This is a genomic window from Hyphomicrobium sp. 2TAF46, assembly GCF_052114865.1.
Taxonomy (GTDB): domain Bacteria; phylum Pseudomonadota; class Alphaproteobacteria; order Rhizobiales; family Hyphomicrobiaceae; genus Hyphomicrobium_B.
The window spans coordinates 1-23,219 of record NZ_JBFRFO010000017.1; the positions used below are offsets into that span (position 1 = coordinate 1).

Sequence of the window (23,219 nt, forward strand, 5' to 3'; positions counted from 1 at the left end):
CAGCCGGATCTCATCGCCCAGTGGCTAGCTCCCGGTTCCTGCGTTGTAAATGCCGTCTCCATCGATCTACGCGAAGGCGGACAGTACAGCGTTGATGGCAATGACCCGATGGGCGAGCCGTATCAAATCTCAGGATGTTATTGTGAGATTGTTGAGAGCCGGCGCATCGTTATGACTTGGTCCTACAGCGGCGCCGCCAAAGGGCTCCAGGGCCCACCGTCGCTGGTCGTCGCCGATATCCGCCCCCTCGGCGATACCGCGACAGAGCTCACGGTCACGCACGAAAAAATTGGTACTCCATACGCCTCCGATCTTTACAAGCGTGATTGGCTCACGTGCTTAGCAAACCTCTCATCGATCCTACAGCCTCACGTGCGCCAGGAAGGGCCTTCCAAACTTGCCGCCGTAAATAACTTTTATACGGATGGGCATCGAAAATGGCAGGATGAATTTCGGATTCGCGCATTGGCGGATCGTCTGCGTGACAACACCGTCAAGCCCGCTCTCACCGCATCCGACGCTGCTTTTATTGCCCACCAGAATATGTTCTTTTTGGCGACGGCTGATGCGCAGGGTCGCCCGAGTTGCTCTTATAAAGGCGGTGCACGTGGTTTCGTCGGCGTACTCAACGAGACGACGCTCGTTTTTCCGAGTTATGACGGCAGTGGCATGTATCTTTCAGTCGGCAATCTCACCGAAAATCCGAATGTGGCGCTGTTGTTCATCGATTTCGAAAGGCAAGCACGCCTGAGGATTTCAGGGGTAGCAGAGGCTGTCACTTCGAGTCGTCTACTCAAGCGGTATCCCGGTGCCGAGTTGCTCGTTCGCGTGCATATTCGCACTGTCTTCGCCAACTGCCCGCGATACATTCATAAAATGGAGATCAAGGAAGAATCGAGCTTTGTTCCGGACAAAAATCATCCGCAGCCCGTTGCTGAGTGGAAGCGGCTCGCGGAATTTGCCGACGTTCTTCCCGAAAAGGACTCGAACGCGGCCGGGGAAGAAACAGATATCGAAAAGGCGATGAATCGCGATTGATCCATCGCCTTTAGGCTAGAAAATTATCCCGTACAGTCGTCCGCGGCTTTTTTCGCATCCGGTGAGATGTCTTCGCGACCATTTGGGCGCCCCGGCGGCAGGATATCTAGAGAACGCGCTTTAATGTAGGTGTAGATGTCGTCGATGTAGCACATGATATTTTTGTCATCGCCGAACGACGGCATGACGAATTCCGTGCCACCCCTGTTTTCCCGTTTACCGCTCGAGACGGTGGTGAGAAACGTCGCGTAATCCATTGTCTTCAACGAGTCGGCAAGCGAGGGCGCAAACGTACTGCCGAGGGCATTCGGACCGTGGCAGACGTGGCAAGCATCGTGATAGCGACGAAAGCCGTTCCAAGAACCCCAGTCGACCATGTAATCCTTCGTCACGACCGGTTGCGGATCGCCGTCCTTGTTACGGTAGCGGCCATCATCGAATTTGTAGTCTTCCTTCTTCGCCAGGTCGCTGATCGGATTGGGGTAAACCGCGTCGCCCTCTTTGTTGCGTGATCCAGGTGGCGGGGCGTTCGGATCGTCAGACTTGGGAACTCCCCCTGGCGAGGCTTCGGATGAAGCATCTGCCATATGAAGAAATCCCGTATCTTTGCGCGGAATCTGCCGATATGGCTCGGCTCGATCGAACGACTCCGCATGCGACGTGCCGGTGGCGATAATCCCAACAACGCAGGCGATTGCTGCTGCAGCCTTAGTGCAAAAACTCACGAGGTTCTGTCCTTCGTTATCTGGCAAAAATGGCCGGCAAGTGCGTGTTCTTGCCGGCCAAGTGTCTCGTTCCTTAGCTTATGCGTGACTTCTTGGAGGAAGCGCTACGGCAACGAGAAGACTGTGAGAGATCCACCGAGGTTGGTGTACTGCTTGAGGCCGGCGTAACCGCCAACGGCTCCAAGACCGTCGTTGGGATTGGTCAAGCCAGCTGCCAGACCGATACCAGCCCAACCGCCAACGCCCGAGTATACCGCCACGTATTGCTTGCCTTCGTGGATGTACGTCATCGCGTTGCCGATGATTCCGGACGGCGTCTTGAACTTGAAGAGTTCCTTGCCATCCTTTTGATCGACGGCTTTGAAGTAACCCTCAAGCGTACCGTAGAAGGCAACGCCGCCTGCGGTGGTCAAGGCGCCCGACCAGACGGAAAACTGCTCCGGCTTCGACCAGACGATTTTGCCTTTTGCAGCATCCCAAGCGATGAAGTTACCCATATGCTCCGGCTTGTCCGGACCGGCAAACATGGACAAGGTGGCGCCGACGTAGGGTTGACCGGCCGTGTACGAAACCTTGAACGGTTCATAGTCCATGCAGACGTGGTTGGTCGGAACATAGAACAGACCGGTTAGCTCCGAAAACGACGCCGGCTGCCTGTCCTTTGTACCCAACGCAGCGGGGCAAACCCCCTTGGTATTGAAGTCCGGACCGTTAGCAAACGTCGAGTACTTCTTTACGCGGATTGGGCGGCCATAGTTCGGGCTCGACTTGTCGAGATCGACGCCGGTTGCCCAGTTCACAGCCGGATCGAAATGCTGGGCGACAAGCAGCTCACCGTCCTTACGATTGAGCGTGTAAGCAAAACCGTTGCGGTCGAAGTGAACAAGTGCCGGTACTTTCTTTCCGTCGATATCGATATCGGCCAGAATATTTTCGTTGACGCCGTCGTAATCCCATTCGTCAAAAGGCGTCATCTGATAAGCCCATTTCGCTACACCGGTATCGGGGTTGCGAGCGATGATGGCCATCGTCCATTTCTGATCGATCGGCTTACCGTCAGGTCCTGCGCGCTGAGCCGGATTCCAAGTCGAAGGGTTTGCCGAACCATAGTAAAAGAGGTCGGCTTCCGGATCATAAGAGAACCAGCCCCAGACGGTGCCGCCGCCAATCTTCCACTGGTCGCCATTCCACGTCTTGAGCGACGAGTCCTTGCCGACCGGCTTCCCGAGTGATGTCGTCTTTTCCGGGTCAAACAGCATCTCGTTGTCGGGACCGAGATTATATGCGCGCCAGACCCGCTTGCCGGTATTGATGTCATAAGCCGTGACGTGCCCGCGGACGCCGAACTCGGCGCCGGAGATACCGACGATGACCTTATCCTTGATGATGATCGGCGCCGCAGTGCCGGTTTCACCCTTTTTGGAATCGCCGTTCACGGATTTCCAAAGCTCTTTACCCGTTTTGGCGTCGATGGCGACGACTGAGGTATCAGCTTGGTAGAGGAAGATCTTGCCTTCTGCGTATGACACGCCGAGATTGACGGTGTCGCAGCACATGACGGGCACGACGGACGGATCTTGCTTCGGCGAATATTGCCAAACAATCTTCTGGTCGTCGTTGAGATCAAGAGCGATAACGTTGTTCGGGAAAGGCGTCGTCAGGTACATCATATTTCCAACAACGAGCGGCGATCCCTCATGACCGCGCAAGACGCCGGTCGAGAAGGTCCAGGCAACCTTCAGCTGGCCGACGTTTTCGGTCGTAATCTGATTGAGGGGCGAGTAGCGGGTGGCCGCATAGTTGCCCTCCGGCTTTGCCCATTGGTTCGGATCCGAGGTCTGCTTTAGCACGTCGTCGTTAGCAGATGCCGGCAGCGCCATGGCGCTAAGCATCAACAACGCCGCGCCGGAAACGCGAAGCTTCATAATTTCCTCCGATTATTATTGAGTGCCCGTCTTTGAGCGCGGCTTTGTGCTGCAGTCGGTTGCCATACTTCCTACCGAAGACTATCAACATTCAACCGCAAGGTAGACAATAGTTCCTCACGAAGATTTGTCAACCGTTCGGTTGATTTTTACATGCAGCCGGAACTGCAGCTCGAATTAGGTGATGACCCGGGCCCTCCTCCAATCAAGCAGCCGAAGTGCTCACGCGCCGCATCAGCGAATTGGCATACCGTTTATGCACCGCCGCATCGGCAGAGCGCCAATGCGATCCGAATTCAAAACGAAAGCGATGCGGGCGCCATACGTGCCGCTGATCTGTTTCACATTCGGGCCAAAGAAAATTTTGTATTCTTTCTCAGCGTCAAGGACAGTCGCCTCGATGCGCTTTTCTCGTTTTTTCCAGGCTCGGCGTCCCAGCTTCGTTGGACGATGCCGGCCTGCAAGCCGTGTCTCGTTGGTGTCCGCTGAACAGCGGCTGCCTGTCCGATAATCTTCGCGACAAGAAACTCCACGACGCCTTCTACCGGCTGTCGCAGCCGTGGGAGGGCGAGTTCTTGGGCCTCAATGCCATTTTCGACCTCGGCATCTTTCTGGGCGAATGCGTCATTTGCAGAAATCGGAAACGGCGACGCTGGCACTTCAGATCTGGAGCCTCCGACGACGGCAACGCGAATCATACCGGCTATGACGTTGCCGGCGCCAGGAGCATGAGGGATTGGCTTCACGCCGTTGATGACGCCTACGGTCGGTGCCGAGCCGCGCAGCATCAGCTGCTTTGGGACGTGAATCCGACGATAAATCGGCCAGACTCCCTTGCCAACAAGGTCAACGCTTACGCAAAATTCTGAAGTGAAGAGCGTCGAATGCTTATTTCCAAACGCGAAGACGTCAGAGGTTCTGTAGAGACCGCTGGAAACCGCGCTGGCGACCTGGAGGCTGCCAGCCATGAGGACAACCTGAGTGCATACGATGGATCATTTTGGCTTCGGAAGAAATCAAGCGTGCGGAAGTGCGTGAGTTCGGTGGGGCTGAAGGCCGCTGGCCGAACTCCGGATGAACGCGTGGTCACGATTACCGGCGGCTTTCGATCACCTGAAGTTCTGCCGGGACCACCAGGATCGCAGCATCGTCTATGGCTGGAGAAACGTTGGAGCTTCGACGTCAATCTTGTGTTTCGCGCATCTCCTTTCCTTCAGCAGGTCGTTCAGCTGGTCTGCGTCGCTGCGTAGTTCCGTGAACTCGGCGAGGGCAGCATTGCCCGCTCCGGGCGGACCGGAAAGGCGCGCAACCAAATGCGCAAGTGTTTGAGGCGTTTGCTCCTCGTCCTTTTCTGCGCGTGTCTTCGCCGATCGCATCGACTCGACGAGATTGGAAATTGCGCTCTCAATCCTTCGACAATCCCAATTCTGTTTTCGGGCTGCTGTGGCCGTTGGCCCTGACAAGCCTGGGCCGTCTGGCAATGCGCCGGGGAGCGCATTGCCAGCACGAATTTCTGCCTCGGTGCAGCCTAAGGGGCATAAAGCAAACAGCACGATGCAGATGGGCGCGCACGAGCGCGCCATCACCCCATGCACTTTTCGCTTTGCGTCCGGTGCGCCGCCCCGCGAACTCATGGAATAGTTGGTGAAGTAAAGAGGAAGGCCCCTATCAGCGCGGTCAAAAGCAGCATCGCGACAACAAGGCCTATGCTTGCAAATCGGCTCCACTCGGGCTCGTTCTCAGCCACTGCTTTCCCGTCCTTACGATCATCGTTAGACAAATCCAATGCTCCATCTCTCGTTGGCTCGCAGTTACCGAACCAGTCTTGAGAGATGTTAATTTCGGCCATTTGTCCTGCGGGTAAAGTTATGTGAAGGCAGAACGATTAATGCCGGCATTTCGAAACGCCGACGATTATCCGGCGCCATTTACAAAACTTTACATACGGAAGAGTTGGAGGAATTGCCGTCTTTTGGCACACATCCGACAAACCACATCGGCTGCGCCTGCTGCTTCCGACGTATTTTAGCCGCAGGCATCCGGCCTCTGGAGCCTGGGTGCCCAAACGTGAGATTGCCATGCAGCAGATCCTCCTCATCGAGGATGACACGCGGCTTGCCGGGATGTTGAGCGACTATCTCGGCGGCGAAGGATTCATCGTTTCGCATGCACCGAGCGGCGACGCGGGCCTGAGACTGCACTCGCGCAATGGGTTCGATGCTATAGTGCTCGACGTTATGCTGCCCGACATCGACGGCCTCGAGGTGTGTCGGCAGGTGCGCGTGGCGGCGCTGACACCGATCTTGATGTTGACGGCGCGCGGGGAGGCCATGGACCGGATCATCGGCCTGGAGCTGGGCGCTGACGACTACTTGCCGAAGCCATTCGAGCCGCGCGAACTCCTGGCGCGCCTGCGCGCAATCCTGCGCCGCCAGAGGCACACGCGGAACGGCGAATTGCTGGTGTTCGGCCGATTGGAGATCGATCGCGGAGCGCGCGTTGCTCGCATTGAGGGTGTCGCGTGCACACTGACCGGCTATCAATTCGACCTACTTGTTGCGCTTGCCGAGCGGCCGGGCCGCGTTATGGGGCGGGAAGCGCTTATGGACCTCGTCAAAGGTGAGACTCTGGAGGCATTCGACCGCTCGATCGACGTCCACATCTCCCGCATCCGTGCAAGCATCGAAGACGATCCGAAGAAGCCGAGCCGTATCATCACTATTCGGGGCACCGGATATGTGTTTGCGAGGGTGCAAGATTGAGCTGCCCGATAAACACGCGGTTTCACTATCAGCTGAATCTGACGATTTTCGGTGCGCTGCTGATTGTCGTCTTGGGAGCGATCGGGCTGTGGCAGCTGTCAGGGCGCAAACATGATGCCCAAATTGTGCTCGAGAGCGTCGATAGTCTTGAGGCGCGCCGCCTGCTTTCTCCCGACTCCGATCCAGTCGCCCGCCGCCGGTTCCTCACGGATCTGTCCAATTTGGTAGGTGTCGACTTTGCTCTTTTTTCCGCTGACAATCGTCTCATCGATGCTGTCGGCGTTGGGGGCGGCGAGAACGTATACGAATCTATTCGGCCGGCGATCGGTATTCTGCTGAGCAATGGATCCTGGATCGAGGTACGAGGCTTCTCTCCGGCGCAAGAGCTTTATGGGAAAGTGAAGCTGTTTGTCCCCTTGTGCGTCCTGATCGCGGTTCTTTGCTATCCGGTCGTTCGGCGCTTGACGCGTCGGCTCGAGCGACTGCAATCGAGTGTAGAGGCATTGGGATCAGGCGATCTTACGGCGCGAGTAAGAGTTGAAGGCTGCGACGAGGTCGCGCGCTTGGCGCAAAGTTTCAACAGCGCTGCGGAGCAAATCGAGCAACTGGTCGAAGCCCATAAGCTATTGCTCGCCAATGTTTCTCACGAGCTCAGAACGCCGCTCTCGCGGCTTCGGCTGACGGCTGAACTCCTCAAAGAGATTGCAGACCCGAAGCGCAAAGCCGATCTGGAGAAGGACGTCACCGAAATCGACGCGTTAATCGATCAGATCCTGCTCTCAAGCCGCCTCAACGCAGTAAAAGAACTCGATGTCTGCGAAGATGTGGATCTACTGGCGCTTGCCGCTGAGGAAAGCGCACGTTGCGCGGAAGGCGATGTCACGGGCGAGCCTGTTATCGTGCGGGGCGACCCGACACTGTTGCGCCGGATGGTTCGCAACCTCATCGAAAACGCGCAGCAACACGGATCGCCGCCGGTCGAGGTTCGGGTCCTCCAAGTCCGCGACCGAGCGGTTTTGACGGTGAGCGACGGTGGGGAAGGCATCCCTGCTGCTGAGAGGGAGCGCGTTTTCGCACCGTTTTACCGCCCACATGGAACGCACTCGCGAGGGTCTGGTCTGGGACTTGCCCTTGTTCGTCAGATCGCCCGGCAACATGGGGGAGAGGCCAGCGCGGCCCCAACGCTGCCGAGCACGATCGAGGTGCGGCTCCCAACGGCAACCTGAGACGCGAACTCTCCGGTTGCCGCACTGCAATCCCCCTAGACAAATTCCACGACGCCCTGGTCTGGCCACATACGAGCAACAAACGAGCAAAGCAACATCGGTAAGTCCTCCTCCCAGGGAACAGGGGGAATACTCGATGGCGATTCAGTCGATCGAATTTGTTTCAAGACACACGCGTGGAATCCACTCTCACATTTTGCTGTCGCTGCTGCCTCTCGTCTCGGCATGCGCCTCGGTACCGTTGCAGCAGACAGGCACGTTGTCGTCCTACGATCGATTGCAGCCTGCCGCCGGCGGCCTACTCACCAAGGCGCGCGTAAGCGTCGACAAGCCCTCGGTCTTGGCGGCCAAGACCGTGCTTATTATTCCGACCACCTTTTCCGCAGCGGCTGCCTCGGCCAAGCTTTCCGAACAGGACCGCAGACTAGTTGCCAACGCGGTAGATCGCTCGGTCTGCATTGGACTCAGTGATCGCTTCCATATCGTCCTGCCGCCGCAGACCGCCGACCTCACAGTGCATATGTCTATCGCGAGTGTTGTCCCCACGGACGAAACGGCGGCGGCGACCTCGAAGGTCCTTGATATCGGCAAGACCGTGCTGACCACCACCGGGGCCGTCGATATAGCGGTGCCGATTCCGTCGGTGCGCGTTCCGATCGGTTTGGGTGGGATCGCATTGGAAGGCGAGGCGGTCGATCCGACCGGGCGGCAGAACGCGGCCATGCTGTGGGCGAGAGGGGCCACCTCAATCTTCAGCACAACGCGGGTTTCCCCGGTTGGAGACGCCTATGAACTTGCCTCAACCTTCGGCGATGATTTCAGCGAGCTGCTGGTCACGGGTGACGATCCATTCCGTTCCAAACTGCCGTCTCTCCCTACTATGCAGCGCCTCAAGTCGAAGTTCGGTGGAGCGCCCAAAGAGGCTGCGTGTGATGCCTTCGGACGCAATGGTGTGACCGCTATGCTGGGAGGCAAGCTTGGCTTCCCGCCCGGATGGACGGATAACGGCGCGCAAGCCGATCATCAGGTGCCTGCCACCAATTCTCCGCGGTGATTCCGATGATTGCAAATTCGGAACATAAAAAGCGCCACGGCCTTCTCCACTTACAAAGTGTCAGGAGGGTTCGGTCCGAACGATGCGCTCACCATTCGTCGACCAATCCGGTTCGCGAGGCCCCCGCGCTTTCTATAGTCATTTCGACATTCAATGAACCCTCGAACGTCAGAATATTACTTTCGATCGCTTGCTTGCTGATCATAACCTGTCTGACGGACGCCGACGCGGCAGATCGCGGACATGACCGCAGTCTTCTTCTCACCGTAACCGTCGACACGGTACGAAAGAGCCAGATGGATAGCGCGATCGTGGGAACCGGTACGGTCGCCGCATGGCGGGAATTGCCGATCAGCTCGGAAGCCAATGGATTCGCGATCGTCGAGATCCGCGCCGATGAAGGAGATAAGGTCGAGAAGGGCCAGGTTCTGGCTCGTCTCAATCAAAGTCTTCTCCTGGCCCAGATCGACCAGAACAAGGCAGCCGAGGCCGAGGCCGAGGCCAGCCTTGCCAATGCGCTGGCCGACCAGAAAAGAGCGCATGCCGTAACCAGCGGGGTCATCAGCCAGCAGACAATTGAGCAGCGTGAAACGCTGGTCAAAACTGCCACGGCTAAGCTCGCCTCCGCCCGGGCGATCCTCAAGGAGACAAATGCCAAACTGGCTCAAACGGAAATCGCGGCGCCCACTGACGCCATTGTTGCAGTCCGCAACGCCTCCGTCGGCCAGGTCGTGCAAGCCGGTACCGAGCTGTTCCGCCTCATCCAGGACGGCCGCTTGGAAGTGAATGCGCTGGTGCCTGAAGCTGACACATTCAGGGTTTTCCCGCAGCAGTCCGCGCGCATCATTGATCCCATGAGGCGTGTATCACACGCCAAGGTGCGGCACGTGGCACCGGTGGTCGACGCCAGGACCCGCCTCGGCACGGTGCGCGTTGCACTGCCCGCGAACACAGACTTGAAGCCCGGCATGTTCGTCCGCGTCGAAATCGAGGCCAGCAACATACCAACGCTGACGGTTCCGCTCAAATCGCTCGTCTGGCGCGACGGAAAGGCCGCCGTATTCACGGTAAGTGACGACGGAACCGCGGTCCTCAAGACGGTCACGGTCGGGCGCAAGAGTAGCTCGACTGTCGAAGTCGTGCAGGGTCTCACTGCCGGCGAGCGCATCGTCGTCGAAGGCGCAGGGCTCTTAAACGACGGCGAGAAAGTTCGTGCCGAAGTGGCGTCCGCTCAGCCGCTCAAGGCAATCCCGTGAACCAGATTTCCGCCTGGGCTATCCGCAATCCGGTACCCACCATTGTCTTGTTTCTGCTCCTGTCGCTCTCGGGAGTCGTGAGCTTCTCGAAGTTGCGCATCAACGACATGCCGGACATCGACATTCCGGCGGTCACTGTCAGTGTCAACAGGATCGGCGCCGCGCCGGCCGAGATGGAGACGCAGGTCACGCGCCTCGTCGAGAACAGTGTCTCCGGCCTCGGCAACGTGGAGCACATCCGCTCCACGGTCAACGAAGGCATCTCTACGACGAGCATCGAATTTGCCCTGGGTACCAATATCGACCGCGCAACCGATGATGTGCGCAACGCCGTGGCGACGATTCGCCCGAACCTTCCGGCCGACGTCCTCGAACCAACGGTGCAGCGGGTCGACGCAGTTGGTCAGCCTATTCTGACGTTCATCGTCGACGCTCCCCAGATGATCCCCGATGGCCTGAGCTGGTTCATCGACAACGACGTGGCGAAGGCCGTGCTGTCGGCCAGGGGCGTCTCCAAGATCGAGCGATCCGGTGGCGTGGATCAGGAGATCCGCGTGCGACTCGACCCCGATCGGCTGATGGCACTCGGCATTACCGCATCTCAAGTCTCCGAGCAGCTGAAGACGCAGAATGTCAACCAGCCCGCCGGACGCACGACGCTCGGCCACGGCGAGCAAGCAATCCGAACTCTGGGCAGCGCCGATAACGTCGAGGCGCTCTCGCGAACGCGATTGATCTTGAATGGCGAACGCACGGTGATGCTATCGGAGCTGGGCGCTATAGAGAGGTCCTGGGCGGAACCTCGCCAACGTGCACGTCTCGACAATAAGGAGGTGATCGGCTTCAGCGTCTACCGCTCCGTGGGAACCGGCGAAGTCGCTGTGGCCGAGGCAGTAAGAGCGAAAGTGTCGGCGTTCGCCGTCGAGCATCCCGAGGTCGCGATCCGCGAAGTGACATCTTCGATCGATGAGGTGCTCGAGGGGTATACCGCCGCGATCGAGGCTCTCCTCATCGGCGCGGTGCTCGCGGTCGTTGTGGTCTGGTTTTTCCTGCGAGATCTGCGTGCCACTCTAATTTCCAGCGTGGCCCTGCCGCTCTCGTTGCTCCCCACGTTCGGCGTAATGTACGTCCTCAACCAGTCGCTGAACAATATCACGCTACTCGCAATCGCCCTCGTGGTCGGCATTTTGGTCGATGATGCCATTGTCGAGATTGAGAACATCGTCCGCCATATGCGTCAATCGGGCAAGACTGCTTACGAGGCAGCCATGGAAGCCGCCGACGAAATCGGACTCGCCGTGGTTGCGACGACATTGTCCATCATTGCCGTCTTCATGCCCGTCGGCCTTATGCCGGGCATTGCCGGTCAGATCTTCAAGGCATTCGCCATTGCCGTCTGCACGTCGGTATTCTTCTCGCTCGTTGTCGCACGCATGCTGACACCCCTAATGGGGGCCTATTTAATGAAACCGCACGGAACGCAGGAGGACGAAGCGTTCTGGATCCCACTCTATCTTTGGCTTCTCGGCTGGACGTTGCGATGGCGATGGCTGGTGGTCTTTGCCGGCGTCGCTTTCTTCGCCGGTTCCATGAGCCTTGCTCTTCTGCTGCCGGCCGACTTCATACCCGCATCCGATCGGGGACGCTCCGTTCTCGCTATCGAACTTGCGCCTGGCGCCAACCTCACGGACACGGACGCCGCCACACGGAGGGCCATCGACATTCTCAAAGCGCGGCCGGAGGTGCTCTCCGTTTACGCGGCTTTGGGAACGCAAACGTCGTCCGGAGGCCTGGGAGACGAAAGCTCCTCAGGCGAGGTGCGGAAAGCGACCCTGACTGTGAACCTCAAGCCGCGCGGCGAACGGGCGCTCAGCCAGAAACAGTTTGAAGCATCGGTCGCGTCTCAACTTGCAGAGGTGCCAGGCGCGCGGGTGCGGTTCGGCGCCGATGGTAAGTCAGGCGCCAAGGTTCAGGTCACGCTGAGAAGCGACGATGATGACATGCTATCGCGAACGGTGTCCTCTCTGACGCGAGAGATGCGGGCAATGCCGGGTTTCCAGAACGCCGGCTCAACGGCCAGCCTTGCACGTCCCGAGATGCAGATTACGCCCAAACCCGAGAAGGCGGCCACGCTCGGCATTTCGACCGACACCATAGCTCGGACAGTCAACATCGCCACGCTTGGCGATTCCGATCAGAACCTGCCGAAGTTCAACCTCGATGACCGTCAAATTTCCATCCGCATCATGCTTGACGAGGCTGCTAGGTCCGATCTCTCGCGGATACTGAGCTTGCAGGTGCCGGCATCCATAGGAACCGTGCCGCTATCTTCCGTCGCTGACATCGCGTTCGGCGCAGGTCCAAACCAGATCGACCGAGTCGACCGCAGCCGCAGTGTGACTGTCGAGGCCGAGCTCGTGGACTTGACGACAGGGCAAGCCGAGGAGCTCGTTTCCAATCTGACGTCGATTAAAGCTCTTCCGACTGGAGTGACGCGCCAAAGAGCGGGCGACGCGGAACACATGCAAGAGTTGTTCGGTGGTTTCACACTCGCCATCGGCTCCGGCATTGTCTTGCTGCTGTTCGTTATTACTCTTTTGTTCAACAACTTCATTCAACCGGTTACGATCCTGACCGCGCTGCCGCTATCGCTCGGCGGTGCCTTCGGGCTGATGGCCGCAACCGGCACGTCACTTTCCATGCCGGCCCTCATTGGCATTCTGATGCTGATGGGCATTGCAGCCAAGAACTCGATCCTGCTGGTTGAGTACGCAATCACCGCCAGGAGAGAGAAAAATCTCGAACGAAACGCGGCCCTCGTCGATGCTGCGCGCAAGCGTGCTCGGCCTATTGTCATGACCACGGTCGCGATGGGAGCAGGGATGGTGCCCCTCGCGCTTGGAATTGGCGCGGACGCTGAATTCCGGGCACCGATGGCCATCGCCGTGATTGGCGGCCTCTTGAGCTCAACGGCGCTCAGCCTCATCTACGTTCCCGCGGTCTTCACCGTGATGGATGATCTTGACCTCTGGGCTCGCAAGACTTTTGGAGCGCTGATTCAGAAACCTCCACTACCAGTTGATCCTACTTCCGCTCACTGACAGATAGCGGAAATCGCGCTTGGAACTGTTGGATCGGATGTCGATAGCTTAACAAGGATATAAAAGTTCTCATCTTCTCTGTTCATCTCAGAAGCTTTCGCTTCTCCTCTTCGGTGAGATTTTGGGTGTCCGCGTTGGTCAGAGGACCGTAACCCACCACCTTGATCGGAGCCGCGGGATCATAGCTTCCCTGCTTCTGGCCCTGCGTCCGGCGCTTACGCTCCTCGTCGTCCGCACCATCATTGCCGCCACCGAAGCCGATGACCTCGACGATGATCACCGACGGTTGCTCCGACGCTCCGGACTGGGCCGGGTTGGTCGCTTGCTTGGCTGCCGCGCCCGACGCGTTCGAGGCCTCCGTCAAGCCGCCGATGTTCGGCGCCTGGATCTGCGGCACGCCGGTGGTGTTGCCCTGTGCCTGGATGTTGGCCGCGTTGACGATATGCAGCGCCGCGAGGTTGACGTTGCCCGAGGAGCGGATGCCCGCCTCGCCCGCATCGATGGTGCCGAGCGGCGCGAGCAGGTCGATATCACCCGCCGCGATGCCCGGGATCGGGCTCAAGGTCGCGATGCCAGCCCCCGACGACGGCGCCTGCGGCGACAACGCGACATTGCCGTAGTTGTCGGTCACGCGCTTCGGCGGCGTGTAGAGCACCGTGGTTTTAGAACCACGGCCGGCGTTGATGTCGCCCTCCGCCGACCAGGCCAGAATGTCCCCCCCGAACGTCGTCATGATGCGCGACAGGCCGAGCAGGATCGAGCCCTTCGAATAGAGCTGGATGTTGCCCTCGCCTTGCGTGATCAGTCCTGACGACGCTGGCGGCACCTGCCCTTCGACGCCAATGATGGTGCGCCCGCCCGGCGTCAGCATCTGGATGCTACCACCCGATATCGTGCGAACGCCCGAGCCGCCGAACATGGTGATGTCGCCGGTGCGCACGATGAGGTTGCCGTCGGCATCCTTGTCCGGGAACAGCGCCGCGATGACGTTGCGTCCCCGCAGGTAGGAGCCATAACGCGTGCTCTCCGCGTTGTTGTACTCGCGCCCGCCTTCGCGCAGTTCCGCGAAGTACACCGTCCGCAGGAAGATGTTCTTCTGGTCCGGAGCCAGCGCATCAAAGTACGCCCGGCGCTCTTCAACGCTGGCGGCCTCGAAGCCGTAGCGCTCCTTCAGCCACGCTGCGAGCTCCTTCTCGTAGGTCTTGGCCACTTTGCCCGGCTGGTCGGCAAGCGGCGTGCCCGTCACGGCGAGGTTCGCCGGATCGAGATAGAGCGACGCCAGCTTCGCATAGTCCGGCCCGTTCACGCCGACGCCTGCCTGCATGAAGATGCTCGCGCCGGAACGCGTGTCGCCGATGGCGACCGGACCGATCGATGTAATCGAACCTTTGTCGGCTTGATAGAGATTGCGCCCCGCCGAGACCTCGAGCGTACCCGGACCGGCAATATCGAAGTTGGCGTAGATGATGTCGCGACCGGCTGAGATGATCGACACGTCGTTCGGATTGCTATGCACGATCAGATTACCGCGCGATTTCGCGCCCTGCACCGCACTCGTCAACGCGACGCCTGGCGCAAGACCTGCGCCGACGATATCGCGACCTGCGCGCACCATGACCGGAGCCGAGGCGTTATACCAAATTGTGGAATCACCAATGCCGGATGTGAGCGTTTCACCCGTGCGCAGGCCAACAACATCGCCCTCGCGCGCGTAGAAGCGGATCGGATCCATCTCCGGTGCTCGCCCAATATCGAGCCCGATTGTGTTCGGGCCGAAGAAGAACAGTGACAATGGCACCGGGGCGTCAAGGGAGTCAGCGCCGCCTCTGGATGCCCCATTGGTCACTTTGATGCGTCCCAGGGGGTCCACATTGCTTCCCATGAAGGCCGGATTGAAGGGCGTCGGTAACGCCACGCCGGAACCGGACAGGCTGAACGAATACTGCCCTGCATAGATCGAGTCCCGGGCCAGCATCTCCAACGAACCATGCGGAGACGGAGCAAGAGTGATGAAAGGATATACCTCGGAAGCATCGCCCCGCATGAACGGCAAAGCGTTGACCCCATAATACATGCTGCCACCCAGCGCCGCCGCGCGCAGGATCGACGGATAGGTGAACGATCCGTCCGCCGCATTCTGATCGCTGGTCTGTGCACGGTTTTCTGACGCCGAGGTGCTGGGTGTGAGATTGCCGCCGGCAGAGATCAGGTTGATCGCCGTATGTTGGGTCCAGAGCGAGAACCAGCTTTGTCCCGTATCGTTCTCGCCGCCGGCAGAGACGGCGGATCGGTTCGGCGACTGCGAGCGCCCCGGATCGCCAGCACCGCCAAGGACGAGGTCGCCCAAGGTTTCGAGATAGACCGCCGAATCTCCGGGCACCAATGTGATACCGGAACGTGCATCCGAGGACGTCGCTGTGAACGGGTCGATACCGCGCGGATCGAAGGCGTCGTTGAACCCGGACGCTCCCGCCCGGTAAATGAGCTTGATCCCGCCGATCGATTCCGCCGCCACATGCAAAGCGCCACGCAAATTCACCAGCGCGCCTGACAGCGCTTGAATGTCCTTGCTGTTGGTGAGAGCCAGATTCGGGTTGAGCGCACCCGCGATGCGCATGTCGATGTCGCCACCGCCGGTCAGCGTCAGCGATCCGTCGGCACCAACGCGGCCGGTGCTACCGACAGCAACGACCAGACCCTGACTTCGATGACCGCCCTCCATCCCTTGCTCGCCGCGAAGAGCAATCGTGCCGGCATTGCCAGCGACACGGATCGCGACGTCGCCACCACCCAGCGCGCCGATGCCGGTGAAGCCCAGCAGATCGGAACGGCCAGTGGCCGTGTTGGCCGTATAGCTACCGAAATTGATCCACCACGACGTCGAGATTGTTGCGTCGACCGCAGTACTGCCCGTGCCCTGTCGCCACAGCCAGTTACCAGTGAGAACACTCGCCGGACCCATACCGTGCGTGATGTCGCCAACAAGATCGCCGCCCGTTGCGATCAAGACGTTGCCGCCATGGTCCGGATACCAAGCCTGATGGGTCGAAAGGTTATACGCTGGATCGACCGGTGTCGCCGTGCCAGCGGTGTAGATGCCGTAGAGCGAATCCATCCGGATATCGCCGGCGGCGACGAGATCGAGATCGCCGGTGCCAGTGCGGAGGACGCTGAAGGATGGAGCGCGCGGCGCGGGATCTCCCGGAGGTCCGTCGATACAATTATCGGCGTCGCAAAGCCCCAGCAACTCCGGGGGCACTGGCGTGCCTGGCGTGTAGCCGTACCAATTGCCGGGACTCCAGAGCTTCTGACCGGGGGTAACAGCCACGATGTAGTGCGAATCGGCGAGCCTGATCGCGCCGGTAGAGGCGGGATTGAGCGCGCGCCGGTCAGCGGATCCGAGATCGGCGCCGGCGACGAGGCGCATCGACCATGAGGTTGCGCCCGCACCGAGCATCGGCGCCACCGCCCAATTCTGTCCCTGCTTGCCATTCGTCGGACTGCGCAGATCGATCGATTGGCCGCCAGGCAACTTGACATCGGTCATGGACGGAATCCGCGACCCGGCAGCCAGCGACAGCGATCCGCTCGACGTCATATTTCCCGGCAAAGGAACGCCCTTTGGCCAGATCAGCGCTCCAATGTTGGCGTCGCTGCGCAGCACCGTGCCGGCACCGAGTTGCATGCCCGCGGTGAGTGTCACCGCGTTCGGCAAAACCGTGCCGGCGGCGTAGGCCACGCTGCCGTCGGCGTTGTAGATGGTCGCGCCGACCACGCTGCCCGCGGATAGATTGAGAGGGCCTGCCAGAGTCGCCCTCACCGGCAGCACGGTGCCGGCCAAGATGTTGTTACCTAGTGGATTCGCCACGAGCGTATCGAACGTCGCCGGCAGATCATAGTTGAGCGTTGCACCCTTTCGGAAAGTGGTCCCCGCTTCGAGTGTCACCGCGACAGGAAGCACGAGGTCGCCGCCATATAGCACCACGCCATTGGTGAGCAGCCAGCCGTTGTCATCGGTCGTCGACGCTGGTGGTGCAAATCCGTCATTGATGGAGCCGCGAATATTGAGGTCGCCGGCCGCGCGGATCGTCAACACGCCGGGTTCGCCGAAGCCGCGCAACGCCGGATTGAAGCGGTTCGCATCGGGCCCATAGCGATAGCCCGACAGGTCGAGGTCGCCCGCGACCGTGAGATCGCCGTTCGGATTGTCGGCGCTGACCTTGCTGATGATCTCGACGCCCGGACGCAGACGATAGGTGCCGAGTCCGGCCAGCCTGTTGCTCAGGGACGTGTTGGCGAGTGCTGCGTTGATGAAGGCGTCGTTGTGCGGATCGATGCCGCCGCTGATAATTGTGCCGTTCTGATCCTTGATCCCGTCGAGATAGGCCTGCGTGATCTCCTGCGGCTTGTGGCCGGTGACATCCGGCGCATTCGCCTCGGGCGCGTCATCATAGATGCGGAAGGCATTGACGGCGACGGTCTTAGCACCGCGGATTCCGGGCGTACCGAGCACATTGAGAGCCACATCGTCAGCGCCATTGCCGGCGCTGTCGACGCCGCCTTGCCCGCCGGTGCCGCCAAGACGCCGTGCATTGAGGTCGAGCGTGCCGCGCGCGACGCCGTCGTTCTGTCCACGGCCGCTGCCCATCGCGACACTTGTGCCGGCACGCAGATCGAACGCGGCATTGCTGCCGATCGTCAGGGTGCCCTTGCGTGACGTCACATCGATGACCGCGCGATTGGGGCTGTCGATGATCTTGCCGTAGCTGTCGACGCGCAAGCCGGTGCCGTGCGCATCGAGCGTACCGTTGATGGTGAGGTCGCCCATTGCCGCCAGCCGGATCGATCCGACCTGGAAGCCGCTGGCGTCGATCTTACCGTTGACGGTCAGGTTGCCACCGTCCAGCACAATCTCAACGTCGCGAGCTTTGACTTCGTCGCCGACGACGAGATCCCCCTGCTTGATCTGGAAGCGCCGCGCACCAGTGACCTGACCTTCGTTGAGGCGTGCGTTTAGCCCCGCGAAGCCGGCGAGCGTCTGCGCGCGCACGGTGAGTTCGGCTGCATCGTAAGGCACCAGCGTGCCGCCGGCATCGTACTGGCCGCTTGCCGAACCGAGAATTGTGCCGCCGAGATCGACATGACCAGCACCGGCGCCAAGCGCCGTCACCATCATCGTGCCGCCGCGGTTGTACCGCGCCGACAAGTCAACGACCGAGCCGCTTGCTTGGCTGATACTCCCGGAGCTGCTGTTCAGCACCAGATCGCCGCCCCAGCTATATTTGGTGACGTCGAACATCGTGACTTCACGGCCCGACAGATCGATGCGCGCGTTGCCGCCCAGAACGACGTCGCCCGTCGCCGTCAAAACGAGCTTGCCCGACGGCAAGACAACACTGGTATCGACGGTAACGTTGGTCCCCATCAGCTTGAGCTGAGCGCCAAGCGCGTCGACCTTCGGGACGGCCGCACTGCCCGCTCCGGCAACGCGAACATCGCCGCCCGCGGTGATGGTGTTGACTGAACCCGCCTCGCCGGTGAACAGCGGTGTCGTGACCGTCAGATTGCCGCCGGTGTATTGATAGCCGGTCGCGGGAGCGTAAGCGCCCTGCCGGTGATAGACGCCGAGCGTGCTCTTGTTGGTGGATGTGATGCGCTCGCTGGCCGTGATGTTGACGTTGGCGAAGCCGAGCGCGAGACGGTTGTCCACCACTGTATTGCTCGGCTGCGAATTCGGACCGTAGCCGAACACGACGCGCTGCGCCGCGATGTCGAGGTTGCCGTCGCCAAGGATATCGGCCATCGCCGCGCCAGGCGCCGCCGCCGAGCCGGTCCAGATGAACTCGCCGGCTCGGATTGTTGCGACATCGCCGGATGCGCCATAACCGTAGATCGCAGGCGTGCCAAGCACCAGCCGCCCGACCTTCGACGCATCGAGCGTCACGGCGCCGAACACGTTCACCGCATCCCGTGCATTGAGTGCGAGCGTCTCGAGCGCCGGAGCCCCCGTCGCCGTATTGCCCGCGAGCAGCTGCGCCAGCAGGCCCTGATTGAGCGCGAGACCCGTAGGCAGATGGCCGGACGCCGCGGCGGCTGCGAGATTGGCGTCCTCGCCGAGATTGATGGCCGATAGGCCAAGCACCAGATTGCGCGTGCCATAGGACACATTATTGGCAATGGTGAATGAGCCGGACGTCGACGCGGCGATGGTTCCTTCGGACACCAGTGTCGTGGTGCGGTTGCAGTCCACGGTAACGCAGCCACCGACCGTGATGTTGACACTTGAACCCGAACCGGCCGTGGATGACTGCAGCAGATTGATCCAGCCGTTAGAGAGCGCCAGGACGCCACCTTCGGCGATGAAGACGAAGCCGTCGCTGGAATCGTAGCTGGCGCGACCGCGGCCGACCGTGCTGATCGAAGCACCTTCCTCGATCGTGATGGACCTCGCGTCTCCGAAATTGGCGAGGATGACCTCCGCCGCCGCAATGTGGGCGCCGCTACGCAAGATAATACTGCTGCCGTAATCTCCTTGAATGCTGGCAAAGCGCCCCGTCTGGCCATAACCCACGGCCACCATCCCGTTCAGCACCAGACGCGGTGCATCGAGCTTGCTGAGTTCGTCGGCATAAACGGATGCGTAGAAGGGAATGCCGGGATCAGCGCTTTGTCCCGTTGCGAGGACTTCCCCGAGGCCACGGACATTGACGGTGCCGCCGAAGCCGTTGCTGCCAGCGGCAGACTGCATGCGCAGATCGCCATTGAAGCGCAGTTGCGAGCGATCATCGACGACCGACGGCTTGGCCATCAGGATGTCCAGCGTCTTCGCATCCACCGTCATCATCGCGCGCGGCACGCCGATGCGCGCCGCATCCGCGAGCACAAAGGCATTGTAGCCCATCTCGTTGTAGGACGAATGTGTCCGCACTTTATCGGCCGGCGTGATCGTCACCTGGTTCGGCAGCGATGCACGGATCGCCGTGTTGGCGATGCCAAGAGTGCCGGCCACGCTCCAGGAGCCGTTACCGATGGCCGTAACACTCCCGAGGGAGCTGGCGCCCGCAAGATTGGTCGGGTTGCCCGCCCCGATTTCGACGCGGAATGCGCCGGGCAGCAGCGCGTAGCTGGATGGCATCAGCATATAGGTGCCTGCCGGAAGGCCCGGCACACCGGCGGGAATGGTGATCTGCTGGCCGGTCAGCGGCGCGCCGTAGCCCGCCTCCTGCACCACCGGCGCATATGTCGATGCGTGACTTGGCACGATGGCGTAGACCGCGTTGCCCTTGCTGCTGTAATTGTAACCGGGATTGGAATTGATCAGCGGCGTGGTCAGGATATCGACCGAACCGCCGCGGCCTGAGACAAAGCCAGCGCCAGTCAACTCACCGCCCCCCGACAGGTCGAGAACGGAACCTGCCTCGACATTCAGGTGAGTCGTCGAAAGACGGATTCCGCGCTTGAGTTCGCTACCGCCCGTACCGCCGACGCCATCGAGCACAATCGACGTTCCGCCATACCGATAGTCGAGGCCATCGACGGTACCGCCATAGAGCATCACCAGTCCAGCGCCGCTCACCGAGGTGATACTCCCTGGCAGAAGGTTGACCGCATCGGCCTGCGCCAGCCCACCACGCCCGACCGTGCCGAGCTGTATCGCACCGAACGGCGCGCGTACCACGCCGCCCTGATTGACGGTTTCCGCGCCGAGATAAAGCGACCCGAAAGCCGAATACGGCGTGTCGGGGATCGTGTCGCCGTATCGCCGGATGGTAAGCACACTGCCACTCAGAAAGTTACCGCTTTCAGTGGACCCAGCGACGATCTGCGCGGCCACGCCTGTCGCCGGATAGATCTGTGCGGCGGTCAGCGTGATGTCGCCGAGCGTGGCGAGTTCGGTGGTGAGTGCGCCTGACAGGCCACGCGACGGCGTGCCGGCAAGCAGGCGGATATCGCCGCGGCTGGTGAGATCGACCAGCGCGAAACCGCGGCGATCGACGGTGTAAAACACCTTCTGGGTGTCGATGTTCTTGCGCGTACCAAACCCAACGCGGTCACGAATGTCGATCAGATCGGCGGCAACGGAGAACACCGCATCGCTGGCTTGTCGCGAGGGGCCGCCGCCCCATGTCGCGGCGGGAAAGGTTACACCGTCGCCGCCAAGACGGATGGTGCCAGCCAGCCGGACATAAGGTGCCGACAGCGACACCTGCGAATTCGTGTCCGCGCTTTCACTGAGCGCAAATGTGCCGGCATAAAGCCGCAGGCTCTGCTTCATCGCCAGTGTGACATTGCCGTCGAAGGAAAGCGGCCCATCGGCCAGCAGCGAAAGATTATCGAAGCCGCCGGCCTTGATGCGATCGACGCCGAGCCGTGCAGTGCCGGTGACAAGACCGGCCTTTGCCTCCGCCATCGACGTGGCACCGGCAATGGCGCTGTCGCCCTGAATATTGGCGATGACGAACTCGCGATGCCGCAATACGTCACCGCTTGGCCCCTGCGCGGTCGGATAGGCAGGTGTCTCGAGCGCCAGCGCCAGCGTACCACCGGCCGCATTCGCGCCGCCCGCGGCCGCCCGCAACGTGCCGTCAAGATACAGACCGATACCGGACTTGACGACGATGGCGCCGCCATCGCTGGCGACGTTCAGTGGCGTGCTGTTCGCTCCGAGGCCAGGCACGGGAATATCCAGCACCGCGCTTGTACCGGACGCATCGAGCACTGCACCCGGGCGGATCACGACGAAAGCACTCGGCGCATCGGCTTCGCCCTTTGCCTCCCAGTCCATCGCGCCGCCGATCAGGATCGAACCGCCCTTGGCGACCACACCATAGGTCTGACTACGCCTGTTGATCGCCGTCGCAGCGCGCGCCGCGACATCGAGCACGGCGTGATCGCCAATCCAGATCAGGCCGGCTGTGTTCGTCGCAGCACTTCTCCCCGCCAAGGTGATGGTGCCACTCGGAGCGGTCAGTGTACCGTCGATCGTGAAATTAGTACCTTGCAGGCTGATCGCCTGACCGGCATCGACGCCGATCACGGCTCCTGTACGAATGTCGATTGGGCCACTTGCCGCCACATCGCTAACTGCCGAGCGCAAGCTAATGGACGCGCCGCCGCGCTGGATCAAGCGGCTGTTGGCGGCGTCTTCCGTCCACAACGGCGGCGCCCAGACGCTGAGAGCGTTTGCTGGATCCGTGTTGGTCGCGGTGCTGAAAGCCGTGTCCGTGAAGCGATAGACCGGCATCGCAACGTCAAGTCCGACGTCTTCGGAGACAACGAGACCGTGGCGGCCGTTCACGTCGTAGCTGGAGAAACCGGATTGGAACAACGACGACTGGATTGTCGCGTTCCGAGCAACCGTTACGGGCCGGGCCAGATTGATGCCGGCTTGAATCACAGTACCTTTGGCGACCGTGAAATCCACCGGAGATATATCACCCGGATTCAACGTCACGGACTTCGGGCTTTTAAGAGAAAGCCCGTTGGGAAACACGTTCCCTTCTACGACATAACTGACGGGGAAACCGGACGACGCTCCGAGAATATCAATGACCGTTCCGGCAGGAAACGTCGGGATTGGTCGCCCATCTGACTCAATGTATACGTTGGTGCCATTGTTGAGCCTTAGGAAATAATATCCCGATGTTGGACGTGGTGGCGTCCAGTCGGCCGCCAGCGTCAACCCGTCAAATACAGGCACACCGCCGAGTCTTTCACCCGGCTTAACGAGACTAACCGAATAAGTGTAGCTGACGGGCAAGACGCTCCCCGTCACGACGCGATAATCTTCGGTCAAGACAACGTCGACGGACGTTTTCTCTCCCGCGCCGAGCACACCGTCGGTCGCGAGAACCTTACCGCCGATCCCGATCGCCGTTCCGGATTCAAGCTTGAGCGTGCCGCCGCCGCTGACGCCATAGCCGCGGATGTTGCCGTTGAGGGTCAGGAGGCCATCAGCCTGGACCTGCGATATCTCCTGGTCGGCGATCAAGGTGACGTCGCCACCCTTGCCGCCTTTGGTCTTACCAGTGGCGAGAATGGCGCCGCCCGACGAGACGTCGATCACGCTGCCGGTCTTTAGCGTCACGTCATGAGTCGATTTCAGGGCGACCGTGCCGCCGTTGAGATACGC

At 60.5% G+C, this 23,219-nt stretch carries 10 protein-coding genes; 7 read left to right on the forward strand and 3 right to left on the reverse strand.

The window, feature by feature from the left end; translation table 11 throughout:
• Positions 1-1,038: pyridoxamine 5'-phosphate oxidase family protein (locus AB4Z24_RS22045; RefSeq protein WP_441711731.1), on the forward strand; the 1,038-nt coding region annotated here is incomplete at its 5' end.
• 23 nt (positions 1,039-1,061) lie between these two features.
• Here the strand turns inward: AB4Z24_RS22045 and AB4Z24_RS22050 are convergent.
• Positions 1,062-1,625 (reverse strand): c-type cytochrome, methanol metabolism-related, encoded by a 564-nt coding sequence (locus AB4Z24_RS22050; RefSeq protein ID WP_441711732.1) that lies wholly within the window; start codon positions 1,623-1,625, stop codon positions 1,062-1,064.
• 242 nt (positions 1,626-1,867) lie between these two features.
• A complete protein-coding gene (locus AB4Z24_RS22055) occupies positions 1,868-3,688 on the reverse strand; it encodes a methanol/ethanol family PQQ-dependent dehydrogenase (protein WP_441711733.1) in 1,821 nt (606 codons plus the stop codon).
• An 884-nt stretch (positions 3,689-4,572) separates the two neighbouring features.
• Between AB4Z24_RS22055 and AB4Z24_RS22060 the strand changes: the two genes are divergently transcribed.
• The 6 genes from AB4Z24_RS22060 (at position 4,573) to AB4Z24_RS22085 (ending at position 13,087) form a co-directional block, all read left to right on the forward strand.
• Positions 4,573-4,938 (forward strand): hypothetical protein, encoded by a 366-nt coding sequence (locus AB4Z24_RS22060; RefSeq protein WP_441711735.1) that lies wholly within the window; start codon positions 4,573-4,575, stop codon positions 4,936-4,938.
• An 828-nt stretch (positions 4,939-5,766) separates the two neighbouring features.
• A complete protein-coding gene (locus AB4Z24_RS22065; protein ID WP_441711737.1) occupies positions 5,767-6,450 on the forward strand; it encodes a response regulator in 684 nt (227 codons plus the stop codon).
• Complete coding sequence (locus tag AB4Z24_RS22070) at positions 6,447-7,676, forward strand: ATP-binding protein (protein ID WP_441711739.1); 1,230 nt, start codon at positions 6,447-6,449, stop codon at positions 7,674-7,676. The genes AB4Z24_RS22065 and AB4Z24_RS22070 overlap by 4 nt, the downstream gene beginning before the upstream one ends.
• A 136-nt stretch (positions 7,677-7,812) precedes the next feature.
• The gene (locus AB4Z24_RS22075) at positions 7,813-8,730 is read left to right on the forward strand and encodes a DUF3313 domain-containing protein (RefSeq protein ID WP_441711741.1); all 918 of its coding nucleotides are present in this window, start codon (positions 7,813-7,815) and stop codon (positions 8,728-8,730) included.
• Positions 8,731-8,924: 194 nt separating this feature from the next.
• On the forward strand, positions 8,925-9,986 hold the full coding sequence (locus tag AB4Z24_RS22080) for an efflux RND transporter periplasmic adaptor subunit (protein ID WP_441711743.1): 1,062 nt from the start codon (positions 8,925-8,927) through the stop codon (positions 9,984-9,986).
• Complete coding sequence (locus AB4Z24_RS22085) at positions 9,983-13,087, forward strand: efflux RND transporter permease subunit (protein WP_441711745.1); 3,105 nt, start codon at positions 9,983-9,985, stop codon at positions 13,085-13,087. Before AB4Z24_RS22080 ends, AB4Z24_RS22085 begins: the two co-directional genes overlap by 4 nt.
• An 82-nt stretch (positions 13,088-13,169) precedes the next feature.
• Here AB4Z24_RS22085 and AB4Z24_RS22090 read toward each other — a convergent pair whose 3' ends face one another.
• Positions 13,170-23,174 carry a filamentous haemagglutinin family protein gene (locus AB4Z24_RS22090; protein WP_441711747.1) on the reverse strand — a complete coding sequence of 3,335 codons (10,005 nt, stop codon included), beginning with the start codon at positions 23,172-23,174 and terminating at the stop codon, positions 13,170-13,172.
• Positions 23,175-23,219: the final 45 nt, after the last annotated feature.

Coding starts and splice junctions, on each gene's coding strand:
- AB4Z24_RS22050 (WP_441711732.1), bottom strand. CDS start 1,625: ATGGCAGATGCTTCATCCGAAGCCTCGCCAGGGGGAGTTCCCAAGTCT.
- AB4Z24_RS22055 (WP_441711733.1), bottom strand. CDS start 3,688: ATGAAGCTTCGCGTTTCCGGCGCGGCGTTGTTGATGCTTAGCGCCATG.
- AB4Z24_RS22060 (WP_441711735.1), top strand. CDS start 4,573: ATGCTTATTTCCAAACGCGAAGACGTCAGAGGTTCTGTAGAGACCGCT.
- AB4Z24_RS22065 (WP_441711737.1), top strand. CDS start 5,767: ATGCAGCAGATCCTCCTCATCGAGGATGACACGCGGCTTGCCGGGATG.
- AB4Z24_RS22075 (WP_441711741.1), top strand. CDS start 7,813: ATGGCGATTCAGTCGATCGAATTTGTTTCAAGACACACGCGTGGAATC.